This is a genomic window from Frankia sp. CeTa3Moorea (assembly GCF_978021225.1).
The window spans coordinates 12,979-23,925 of sequence record NZ_CDXDOR010000077.1 but is presented as its reverse complement, the minus strand read 5'-3'; the positions used below and the strand labels follow the sequence as shown (position 1 = coordinate 23,925).

Annotated in this window: 11 protein-coding genes; 6 read left to right on the top strand and 5 right to left on the bottom strand. The window is 69.9% G+C overall.

The genetic code is table 11. The features are described 5' to 3' along the window. The first annotated feature begins 142 nt into the window (after window positions 1-142). Window positions 143-604: a flavodoxin family protein gene (locus AC08OV_RS14675; protein WP_476619789.1), complete on the top strand. Its 462-nt coding sequence runs from the start codon at window positions 143-145 to the stop codon at window positions 602-604. Between the two features lie 206 nt (window positions 605-810). Next, window positions 811-1,155: a winged helix-turn-helix domain-containing protein gene (locus AC08OV_RS14670; RefSeq protein WP_476619790.1), complete on the top strand. Its 345-nt coding sequence runs from the start codon at window positions 811-813 to the stop codon at window positions 1,153-1,155. 94 nt (window positions 1,156-1,249) lie between these two features. Here the strand turns inward: AC08OV_RS14670 and AC08OV_RS14665 are convergent, their stop codons facing one another. Then, window positions 1,250-1,555: a hypothetical protein gene (locus tag AC08OV_RS14665; protein WP_476619788.1), complete on the bottom strand. Its 306-nt coding sequence runs from the start codon at window positions 1,553-1,555 to the stop codon at window positions 1,250-1,252. Between the two features lie 251 nt (window positions 1,556-1,806). Between AC08OV_RS14665 and AC08OV_RS14660 the strand changes: the two genes are divergently transcribed. Then, window positions 1,807-2,379 carry a TetR/AcrR family transcriptional regulator gene (locus tag AC08OV_RS14660; RefSeq protein ID WP_476615274.1) on the top strand — a complete coding sequence of 191 codons (573 nt, stop codon included), beginning with the start codon at window positions 1,807-1,809 and terminating at the stop codon, window positions 2,377-2,379. A gap of 102 nt (window positions 2,380-2,481) precedes the next feature. On the opposite strand, the gene groL is transcribed toward AC08OV_RS14660, so the two are convergent. Together groL and AC08OV_RS14650 are read right to left on the bottom strand one after the other, a co-directional pair. After that, window positions 2,482-4,107 (bottom strand): chaperonin GroEL, encoded by a 1,626-nt coding sequence (groL, locus tag AC08OV_RS14655; protein ID WP_476615273.1) that lies wholly within the window; start codon window positions 4,105-4,107, stop codon window positions 2,482-2,484. 190 nt (window positions 4,108-4,297) lie between these two features. Further along, window positions 4,298-4,807, bottom strand: a complete 510-nt coding sequence (locus AC08OV_RS14650) for an Hsp20/alpha crystallin family protein (RefSeq protein WP_462188999.1) — start codon at window positions 4,805-4,807, stop codon at window positions 4,298-4,300. 513 nt (window positions 4,808-5,320) lie between these two features. On the opposite strand from AC08OV_RS14650, the gene dnaK reads away from it, so the two are divergent. The 3 genes from dnaK to AC08OV_RS14635 are packed head-to-tail and all read left to right on the top strand — an operon-like array spanning window position 5,321 to window position 9,079. Further along, on the top strand, window positions 5,321-7,300 hold the full coding sequence (dnaK, locus tag AC08OV_RS14645) for a molecular chaperone DnaK (RefSeq protein WP_476615272.1): 1,980 nt from the start codon (window positions 5,321-5,323) through the stop codon (window positions 7,298-7,300). Window positions 7,301-7,339: 39 nt separating this feature from the next. Beyond that, the gene (locus tag AC08OV_RS14640) at window positions 7,340-8,053 is read left to right on the top strand and encodes a nucleotide exchange factor GrpE (RefSeq protein WP_476619787.1); all 714 of its coding nucleotides are present in this window, start codon (window positions 7,340-7,342) and stop codon (window positions 8,051-8,053) included. Window positions 8,054-8,059: 6 nt separating this feature from the next. After that, complete coding sequence (locus AC08OV_RS14635; RefSeq protein WP_476619786.1) at window positions 8,060-9,079, top strand: DnaJ C-terminal domain-containing protein; 1,020 nt, start codon at window positions 8,060-8,062, stop codon at window positions 9,077-9,079. Window positions 9,080-9,322: 243 nt separating this feature from the next. Here the strand turns inward: AC08OV_RS14635 and meaB are convergent, their stop codons facing one another. Together meaB and AC08OV_RS14625 are read right to left on the bottom strand one after the other, a co-directional pair. Continuing rightward, the gene (gene meaB, locus AC08OV_RS14630) at window positions 9,323-10,348 is read right to left on the bottom strand and encodes a methylmalonyl Co-A mutase-associated GTPase MeaB (protein WP_476616240.1); all 1,026 of its coding nucleotides are present in this window, start codon (window positions 10,346-10,348) and stop codon (window positions 9,323-9,325) included. A 44-nt stretch (window positions 10,349-10,392) separates the two neighbouring features. After that, the coding region (locus AC08OV_RS14625; RefSeq protein WP_476619785.1) for a cobalamin B12-binding domain-containing protein at window positions 10,393-10,947 on the bottom strand (555 nt) is incomplete at its 5' end.

Below are 10,947 nucleotides of genomic sequence, written 5' to 3'. Positions count from 1 at the left end.
CCCCTAGTCCACAAAGAATCTTGCCTCAAAAATCTTGACAGGTTCCGCCTGGGGCGTGTTCCCTCGCGGAGCACGCCCTTTCCCTTGGGTAGCGCCGGTCTGGCGGCGTAAGGACGGTCCACCGGGTAGCCGGGCCAATAGCATGGCGTCGATGCCGACACTCTTGATCGTCCACCACACTCCGTCGCCGTCCATGCAGGCGATGCTGGAGGCGGTGCTCGCTGGCGCCAGGGACGAGGCAATCGAGGGCGTAGAAGTGGTGGTCCGGCCAGCCCTGACCGCCACCGCGGTTGACGTGCTGGCCGCAGACGGATACCTGCTCGGTACTCCGGCCAACATCGGCTACATGTCAGGGGCTTTGAAACACTTTTTTGATCAAGCCTACTATCCTTGCCTGGAAGCAACCATCGGTCGACCGTATGCCCTGTATGTTCACGGCGGCTCCGACACCACGGGCGCGGTCCGGAGCGTGGAGACGATCGCAACCGGTCTGAAGTGGAAGCGCCTGCGTGAGCCCGTGACAGTGATCGGCGCGCTGGACGCGAAGGGACGCGAGGCTTGCTGGGAGCTGGGTGCTGCCACCGCCGCGAGCCTGATGCTGTAGCGGGCGGGGCGGCGTGGTGGCCGTCCGCACCGATCGGATCGGTCACGGAAAGTGAAATGTCCGTGACCAGGGTTCGGCGCATTTCTGCGACTGCACCTACTATCCGATCTTGGATGCGACGGTCGGCCGTCCGTATGCCCTCTACGTCCACGGCAACTCCGACACCATCGGCGCGATCCGCAGTGTAGAGACGATCGCCTCAGGGGCTGCTGCGGCGGCGGGGCTGGTCGTGTCAGCTGCCCACCCGGCGGGCGGTGGAACGCGACGACGGGGCGGTGGCGGTGTGGCGGTGGGAGGTTGTGGCCGCGGGTAAAAAGATCGCCGCGGTCACCGGAGGCTGGGTCCTCTTCGAGGACGAGGCCGGGCAGTCCCTGCGGCCGCCGCGGGTGACCAGTTGGGGCCGGTGCGGGCACACCCCGCTGGTCCGGGTGCGCGACGACGTTGACGAGCTCAACGAGCTGATCCGTCATGGCATAACCAGGTTCCAGCACCGTCCCGGCCTCCTCAACGGCTGCCTGGCCGGAACCGGTCTGACCTTGGAGCCATCATGACCCACAACACCATGATCCAGCGATCTCACGAATTAAAGATCAGTAGCCAGGCGAGGCACCAGAACGTGCGGTGGCTCTGACCTTCAGAATGCGCTCAACCGACCTTGGCGAGACCGGTCGGGTTGTGCCGGTCCCGCGGCACGCCCGGGTGACGGTACCCCTCCTCGCCGAGGTCACCGCGGCCCTCGTCGAGGTCACTGTGGGCGTAGCCCTCGGCCAGGATCCGCTCGGCCGACCCGTTGACAGGCCGTCCGGCCAACGTCCCCGATCGCCGGTCGAGGCCGGCGCGCAGCAGGGCGATCAGCGCCCCGATGACCAGCCCCCAGACCACGACCATGCTGAACGCCATCAGCAGCCAACTACCCCAACCCCAGTTGTACCCACCCCAGACCATCATCATGATCTCCTCTTCCTTCGTCTCGGCCTCCTACGGCGGGCCGTACCTCTACCTTCGGCCGGCGCGGCTGACGGGACGAGGGCTGTTCGTCCCGGACCGGTGCGACGCCAGGCCCGTGCCGGGCATGCCCTCGGAACCGCCTCCACCCGATCCCGGGGTCCGCGGCGGCGGGCCGCCGCAGAACCTCGCGCCAGGTAGCACCACTGCCTCGCGCCAAGTAGAACCACCGTCTCGCGCCGAGTAGAAAGGACGCTATGCGTCCCCGGGCGGTCACCCGCGAGCAGATCATCGCGGCGGCCGACACGATCGCTCGGCGCGACGGGCTCGACCACCTCACGGTCCGGCCCCTGTGCGCGGAGCTCGGCGTCACGGCCCCCGCGATCTACCGACGCTTCCCCACCAAGGATCTCATCGTCGAGCGCGTCGTCGACGACGCGCTCGGCCGCATCGACCTTCCAGGCCCCGAGACCGGCGACTGGGCCGACCGCCTAGGGCGCTGCTTCACCAGCGCGCATGACGTCGCCGCCGCCTACCCGGGGCTCGCGGCACGCATGGGCCGGCAGATGCCCGGCAGCCCCTCCGCGGTACGCAACGCGAGCTTCCTGCACGACCTGCTCACCGACGCCGGCATCGGACCGGAGGACACGAACAGGATCGTCTACACGATGTTCGTCTACCTCTGGGGACACCTGCTGGCAGCCGAGGCCGTGGCCGAGCTGCTCGGCCCGACCGGCACCCAGGACACCCGGGACCAGTTCCTCTGGGGCCTCGACCACCTGCTCGGTTCCTTCCGTCGGCAGTTCGGCGGTGGAAACGTCGCGGAATAGGCGAGTTGCCGCGGTAGGCGAGTTCCAGGACGGGATGGGCCTGTTCGACCGCCACCGTGGGTGTGTCGGCCGGCGTGTCGGCCGCGACAACGACGCTGTCAATCAGTATTCCAGGCCACCTCCACCGGCTGCCGCGGCCGCGGTTTCCTTTTCCTCTGGCTTTTCGGCGACGACGGCCTCGGTAGTGAGGAACAGCCCGGCGATGGATGCGGCGTTCTGCAGGGCGGAGCGGGTGACCTTGGTCGGGTCGATGATCCCGGCCTCGAGCATGTTGACGTGCTCGCCGGTGGCGGCGTCCAGCCCCCACCCCGGTTGCAGGTTGCGGACCTTCTCGACCACGACGCCGCCTTCCAGGCCGGCATTGATCGCGATCTGCCGGAGCGGCTCGGTCAACGCGCGGCGCACCATCTCGGCCCCGGTCCGCTCGTCCTCGGCCACGTCCAGCCCGTCGAAGACGGCCTCCGAGGCCAGCAGCAGAGCCACCCCACCGCCGGGAACGATGCCCTCCTCAACGGCGGCCTTCGCGTTGCGGACCGCGTCCTCGATGCGGTGCTTACGCTCCTTGAGCTCGACCTCGGTGGCCGCGCCGGCTTTGATGACGGCCACGCCGCCGGCGAGCCTGGCCAGCCGCTCCTGCAGCTTCTCGCGATCGTAGTCGGAGTCCGACTTCTCGATCTCGCTGCGGATCTGGCTGACCCGACCGGCGATCTGGCCCGGGTCGCCGGCGCCCTCGATAATGGTCGTGTCATCCTTGGTGACGATAACCTTGCGGGCCTGGCCAAGCAGGTCGAGGTCGGCGTTCTCCAGCCTGAGACCAACCTCCTCACTGATCACCTGACCGCCCGTCAGGACGGCGATATCGCCGAGCATGGCCTTGCGCCGGTCGCCGAAACCCGGCGCCTTCACGGCCACGGACCGGAACGTACCGCGGATCTTGTTGACGACCAGGGTTGCCAGGGCCTCCCCCTCGACGTCCTCGGCGATAACCAGCAGCGGCTTGCCGGCCTGCATGACCTTCTCCAACAGCGGGAGCATGTCCTTGACCAGCGAAATCTTGATGTTGGCGACCAGGATGTAGGGGTCCTCCAGGACGCACTCCATCCGCTCCTGATCAGTGATGAAGTACGGCGAGATGTAGCCCTTGTCGAAACGCAGACCTTCGGTGAGCTCCAGCTCGAGGCCGAAGGTGTTGCTCTCCTCGACGGTGATGACGCCGTCCCGGCCGACCTTGTCCATCGCCTCGGCGATGATCTGGCCGATCGCGGTGTCCCCGCCGGCCGAGATCGAGGCCGTTGAGGCGATCTGATCCTTGGTTTCCAGATCCCTGGACAGGTCGGCCAGCTCCCCACAGACCCGCTCGACGGCCAGCTCGATGCCACGTTTGAGGGCGATCGGGTTCGCGCCCGCGGCCACGTTCCGCAGGCCCTCGTGGACCAGTGCCTCCGCCAGGACGGTCGCCGTCGTGGTGCCGTCGCCGGCCACCTCGTCGGTCTTCTTGGCGACCTCCTTGACCATCTCGGCGCCGATCTTCTCATACGGATCTTCGAGCTCGATCTCCCTGGCAATGGAGACGCCGTCATTGGTGATGGTGGGAACGCCCCACTTCTTCTCCAGGACGACGTTGCGCCCCTTCGGACCGAGCGTCACCTTCACGGCGCCGGCCAGCTGGTTCATGCCACGTTCCAGCCCACGCCGTGCTTCCTCCTCGTAAGCGATGATCTTTGGCATGATGGTTCCCCTGAAGCAGAACGTGACCGGACCCCGCGAACATCGCAGGCCCATCCTCACGACATGCAATACCTTAATTACAAATCGTCGGTATCGCCTGCTGGCGGGGCAAGCCGACCGGCTGGACAGGCCGGGTCTGCCGGGGTCCCGGCGGAGGGCGCGCTGGCGGGTCCGGGTACCAGGCACTCAGTCAGCTTTGGCCCTCGGGGCCGGTGCTCTGGCCCTCGGGTCCGGTGCTGATCTCGATGTGCTTGGGCTGGCTCCGCTTGGCCTTCGCCAGCCGGATGGTGAGCACTCCGTCGGCCAGGGTGGCGTGCACCGATTCCGGGTCAATGTCACCCGGCACGGCGATGCGGTGCTCGAACCGGCCCACTGGGCGGCTACGGCGGCGCAGTACTCCCGTGCGTTCCCGCTCCTTGATTTCACCGGTGACGAACAGCTCGTTGTCGCGCAGGTCCACGGAGATGTCCTCCCGGCGTACCCCGGGAAGATCGAGATCGATCACGAACGCGTCATCGGTCTCCTCGATGTCGACCGGCTGCACTATGCCACCCAGCAACCGCGCCGGACGGCCCTCGACGCCGCCCATGACGTCGCCGAGCAGATTGCCCATGCGGGTCCAGGCGTCCTCGATCTCCCGGAACGGATCCCATCGTGCCAGCGTTCCCAGGCCTTCTCCGCGTCGTACGGGTAGTGTCATGATCCTCACTCCTTCCGGCCGAGCCGGCCGGCTATCACCTTTGCGTCCAATTGACTATGCCTTGCCTCTACCCCTGCCTCGCCGGCCCGAAAACTGCGGGCCACCGCCGAGGGACACCCGGCTACAGCCGGGTGTAGGGCCAGAACCGGCTTTAGGACCAGAAACCGGCTGTAGGGCCAGGCTGTAGGGCCAGGGCGCTGCCTGGTGCCCGTCCTGCCGGGCTCAGCCCCCCGATCCCTGTCCTGCCCCGGCCCGGCCCCGACCGGTGTGGCTCTGCCAGCTCTCCTGGTGCTCCAGCTCCCCTGGCAATCAGGACCTCCTGGCAATCAAGGCCTTTTCGTGATCTCTTCCTTCGCCTGCCGACAAGCGATACTCCGTAGGCAATGCGTTTTGCTGGGCAAATCCTGGACAGGTTCCCTGCTGTGGGGTCGGTTTATCCGAGTGAAGCCTGCTCACGGCGTGGGCACGCCCGATTCGTCATATGTGTGAGGTTCGCTTCTGGAGGAGCATTCGATGGCGAAGGCAGTCGGCATTGATCTGGGGACGACCAATTCGGTGATCGCCGCCTGGGAGGGTGGCGAGCCGAGGGTCATCCCGAACGCGGAGGGTGCGCGGACGACACCGTCGGTGGTGGCGTTCACCGAGAGCGGTGAACGCCTGATCGGGCAGCTGGCGCGACGGCAGGCGATCCTGAACCCGAAGGGCACGATCTACTCGGCCAAGCGGTTCATCGGCCGCCGCTATGACGAGGTGACCGAGGAGGCCAAAGCGGTCGCCTTCGACGTCGTCCCAGGCCCGGAGGGCACCGCCCGGTTCAAGATCCGGGACAAGCTCTACGCGCCGGAGGAGATCAGCGCGCTGGTGCTGCGCAAGCTGGCCGACGACGCCGGGCGGAACCTGGGCGAGAAGGTCACCGAAGCGGTCATCACGGTGCCGGCCTACTTCAACGACGCGCAGCGCACCGCGACGAAGGACGCCGGCCGGATCGCCGGGCTCTCCGTGCTGCGGATCATCAACGAGCCGACCGCGGCCGCGTTGGCGTACGGGCTGGACAAGAAGGGCCACGAGACCGTCCTGGTCTTCGATCTCGGCGGCGGCACGTTCGACGTGAGCATCCTCGACGTCGGCGACGGGGTGGTCGAGGTCCGGGCCACGGCCGGGGACAGCCACCTGGGCGGGGACGACTTCGACCGCCGGCTGGTCGACTACCTCGCCGACGGGTTCCACCGGGAACAGGGCGTCGACCTGCGCCGGGACCCCCAGGCGCTGCAACGGCTGTTCGAGGCCGCGGAGAAGGCCAAGGTCGAACTGAGCTCGGTCACCCAGACCCAGGTGAACCTGCCGTTCATCACCGCCGACGCCACCGGGCCGCGGCACCTGACCACCACGGTCATGCGCTCCACCTTCGAACAGATCACCGCCGACCTGGTCGAACGGACCATGGGACCGGTCCGCCAGGCGATGGAGGACGCCAAGGTCAGCGCCGACGACCTCGACGAGGTGATCCTCGTCGGCGGCGCCACCCGGATGCCCGCGGTGCAGGCACTGGTCCGGCGGCTGACCGGCGGCAAGGAACCGAACATGAGCGTCAACCCCGACGAGGTCGTCGCACTGGGCGCGGCGATCCAGGCCGGGGTGCTCAAGGGCGAGGTCTCCGACGTGCTCCTGCTCGACGTCACCCCGCTCTCCCTCGGGGTGGAGACCCGCGGCGGCCTGATGACAAAAATCGTCGAACGCAACACCACGATCCCGGTACGACGCTCCGAGGTGTTCTCCACCGCGGAGGACAACCAGCCGGCAGTGGACATCGTGGTACTGCAGGGCGAACGCGAACGCGCCGCCGATAACCGGGTACTCGGCCGCTTCCGCCTGGAAAACATCCGCCCGGCGCCCCGCGGCGAACCGCAGATCGAGGTCACCTTCGACATCGACGCCAACGGCATCCTCAACGTCACCGCCCGCGACAAGGACACCGGAGCCCAGCAGTCGATCACGATCAGTGAAACCTCCAACCTCCCCAAGGAAGAGGTCGAACGGATGATCACCGAGGCGGAGCGTAACCGCACCGCCGACCAGGCGCTACGCGCCGCGATCGACGCCCGCAACGAGCTGGACTCGGTCGCCTACCGCGTCGAACGGCTGCTGGCCGAACTCGGTGACGCCGCCCCGCCACACGAGAAGGCCCGCGCCAACCTACTGGTCACCGACGCCCGCCAGGCCATCAAAGAAGAGGCGCCGGTGGACCGGGCCCGCGCCCTGACCTCGGATCTCCAACAGATCTACCACGGCCTGGCCGCCGCCCGCACCGGCCAGGCCGGCCCCACCGAGGGAACCGGCGGCAGCCCGGCCGACACCGCACCGGGCGGCCCGGGCGGCCCACAGCCACCACCCGGCGGCGGCACCCCCGGCGGCAGCACCCCCGGCGGCGGCACCCCCGGCGGCGGCACCCCCGGCGACGACGACGTGATAGACGCCGAGTTCGACCGGGGCTGAACCCATGCCAACCGAGACCGACCGATGATGGCGAACGACATGCCGCACGAACAGCACCCAGACCGGACCGGCCACGCCGCCGGCCCCCGTACCGACCAGACCACCGACCAGACCACCGACCGGACCGTGGACCGGAGTAGCGCAGAGACCACCGTCCGCGCCGGCCCCGTCGGCGCGGACGACCTCCCGACCGAGGCGGTCCTAGACAGTGTGGCGCTCGCCGCTCAGGTGGACGAGCTGACCGACCGGTGGCGGCGGGCCGCCGCCGACCTGGACAACCTGCGTAAACGGACCATCCGGGAGCTGGAGCGGGATCGGGCGGCCGAACGGGCCCACGCGGCCGCCGCCTGGCTGCCGGTCCTTGACCACCTCGACCTCGCGCTCACCCACGCCGACGCCGACCCCGCCTCGCTCGTGGCGGGTGTCCGGACGGTCCGGGACCAGGCCGTGGACGTGCTGGCCCGGCTCGGCTACCCGCGCCACGACGAGGTCGGGGTGCCGTTCGACCCGACCCGGCACGAGGCGCTGACCGCCGTCGAGAAACCGAACGTCCCAGCCGGCACGGTGGTGGCCGTGATCCGTCCCGGCTACGGCGATACCGGACGGCAGCTGCGCCCCGCCGGGGTCGCCGTCAGCCGCCCTCCCGGCGAGCCATCCAGCGAACCCAGCGAACCCAGCGAACCGCCCGGCGGCGCCCGGCAACCAGGCGAGACCGGCCCGGACCCGGGCGGCGCCGGCGGGCCTGCGGAGTGACCGGCCGTGGCCCGGGACTACTACCAGCTTCTCGGTGTCGGCCGGGGCGCGAGCGCCGAGGAGATCCAGCAGGCCTACCGCCGCCTCGCCCGCCGTTACCACCCCGACGTCAACCGCGGCCCGGAGGCGGAGAAGCGGTTCAAGGAGATCGGTGAGGCGTACCACGTGCTGTCCGACCCGAAGACGCGGGCGCGCTACGACCGGTTCGGCGCGGACTTCCGGCGCCTCCCCGAGGACTACGACGAACGGGTGGCCGCCGGGCCGGGCTTCGGCCGGGCCGGCCGGGGCTGGAGCCGCACCGGCCGGGTCCGGGCCGAACCGGGCTTCGGCGGCACCGACTTCGCCGACGTCACCGACTCCGCAGACTTCGCCGACATGGGTTTCGGACGTGCCGGCCCCGGTGGCGCGGGCCTCGGCGGGAGCACCTTCGGTGACCTGTTCGGTGACCTGTTCGGTGGCCTGTTCGGGGCCCGCGGCGCGACCGGGCCGATCCCCGGCGCCGATCAGGAAGCCGAGCTCGAGCTGACCGTCGAGGAGGCCTACCGGGGCGGGCGGCGTCAGATCACCCTCGCCGGCCCCGGCGGCAGCCCACGCAGCTACCAGGTCACCATCCCGCGGGGGGTGGTCGACGGCCAGCGCATCCGGCTGACCGGCCAAGGCAGCCGCGGCAGCAGGCACGGCCAGCCCGGCGACCTCTACCTACACGTGAAGATCGCGCCGCATCCACGTTACCGGCTGTCCGGACGAGACATCCACGTCCCGTTGCCGGTCACCCCCTGGGAGGCCGCCCTGGGCGCCCGGGTCCCGGTCACCACCCCCGGCGGTGAGATCAAGGTGCGCGTCCCGGCAGGATCGTCCAGCGGCCGGCGACTGCGCCTACGCGGCGCCGGCCTACCCAACCCCACCGGCCCACCCGGCGACCTGCACGCCGAGGTGTGCGTGGCGGTGCCGCCGGCCCTGACCGCCCGGGAACGCGCGCTGTTCGAGCAGCTGGCCGCCGTCTCGGCCTTCGACCCGAGAACGTGAACCCGCCCGACACCGCGCGCAGACGCGCCCAGAGGTACAGACACGTGCCCAGAGGTAGAGATGCGCCCAGAGGTTATGTCCCGTCATCGCGGGAAGGTACCGTCACGTGGACGCCAAGCCGAACACCATTTGCCCGACCTGCCACGGTCGGTGCCGCACGGTGTCCCATGTGGCGGGATTCCGGGCCGGCCGGGTTCGGACCGTGCTGGTGATCGACCCCTGCCGCTGCTGCCACGACCGCGGTTACCTGGTCGGTTTCACCGCCCCGGTGTGACCGGCGGCCAGGCCAGCGACGGCCTGGGCGGCGAGTGCCTCGTCGAGGAGACGATCAGCCGCGGTGTGGGGGTCGAGTCCGCCGGCGACGACCTCGCCGGCGAACTGGTTGATCGCGGCTCCGGACCGCAGGTCCCCGATCCGCTCCCGCAGCCGGGCGAAGGCGATCCGCGAGATCTCGTCGACCGCGCGCCGACGCCGCCGGCGCTGCAACTGCCCCGTGCGCAGCAGCCAGTCCCGATGGGCCTCGATCGATTCGACGAGCTCGGCCACCCCCTGCCCGGTGGCGGCGACCGTCCGCACGACCTGCGGACGCCGGTCGTCCTCCCCGCGGCCGGCACCGCCCATCCGGAGCATGGCGGTGAGCTCGTTGACCGTCCGGTCCGCACCCGGCCGGTCGGCCTTGTTGACCACCAGCACGTCGGCGATCTCCAGAACGCCCGCCTTGGCAGCCTGGACGCCGTCCCCCATCCCCGGGGCGACCAGGACGAGCGTGGTGTCCGCCAGGGCGGCAATGTCCACCTCGGCCTGTCCCACCCCGACGGTCTCGATCAGGACGACGTCGAACCCGACGGCGTCGAGAACCCGCAGGGCCTGGGGCGTGGCGGTCGACAGGCCGCCGAGACTTCCGCGCGTCGCCAGCGAGCGGATGAAGACGCCCGGATCGGTGGCGTGCTCGACCATCCGGATCCGGTCGCCGAGCAGCGCGCCGCCGGTGAACGGGGACGAGGGATCGACGGCCAGCACGCCGACCCGCCGGCCCGCAGCCCGGTAGGCGCCCACCAGCGCGGAGGTGGAGGTGGACTTGCCGACCCCCGGCGCCCCGGTGAGGCCGATCACCTGCGCGCCCCCGGTGCGGGGCATCAGCAGCTGCTCGATCCGCCGCAGGTGCGGCGAGCCGTCCTCGACCATGGAGATGAGCCTCGCCACCGCGCGGCGGTTCCCCGCGACGGCGGCGGTGACGAGTTCGGTCACCGACTCGATTGACGAGCCCACCCGGGTACCATCCCCAACCGTCACGGCCACCTCACTGATCGAGCTCACTGATCGAGCTTGTTGGCGGCCCGTACGACGTCGAGGATGCCCCGGATGATGGCGATGAGCTCGTAGTCCTTGGGCGTGAACACCGCGGCCACCCCGAGTCGGGAGAGCTCGTCCGCGTCCGCCGCGGGGATGATGCCGCCCACGATGACGGGGATCTCACCCGCCCCGGCCGCCCGCAGCCCCGTCAGCACCTGGGGCACCAGGTCGAGATGGGAACCGGAGAGCACCGACAGCCCGACGACGTGCACGTCCTCCTCGACAGCCCCGGCCACGATCTGCGCCGGCGTCAGCCGGATCCCCTGGTAGACGACCTCGAAACCGGCGTCACGGGCCCGCAGCGCGATCTGCTCGGCGCCGTTGGAATGCCCGTCGAGGCCGGGCTTACCGACCAGCATCTTCACCGGACGGCCCAGCTCGGACCCCGTGCGCGCCACCCGGGCCCGCAGCTCGTCGAGGGCGGCCCCGCCACCACCGGCGACGGTGGCCTCGCCGACCCCCGTCGGTGCCCGGTACTCCCCGAACACCTCCCGCAGCGTGTCCCCCCACCCCCC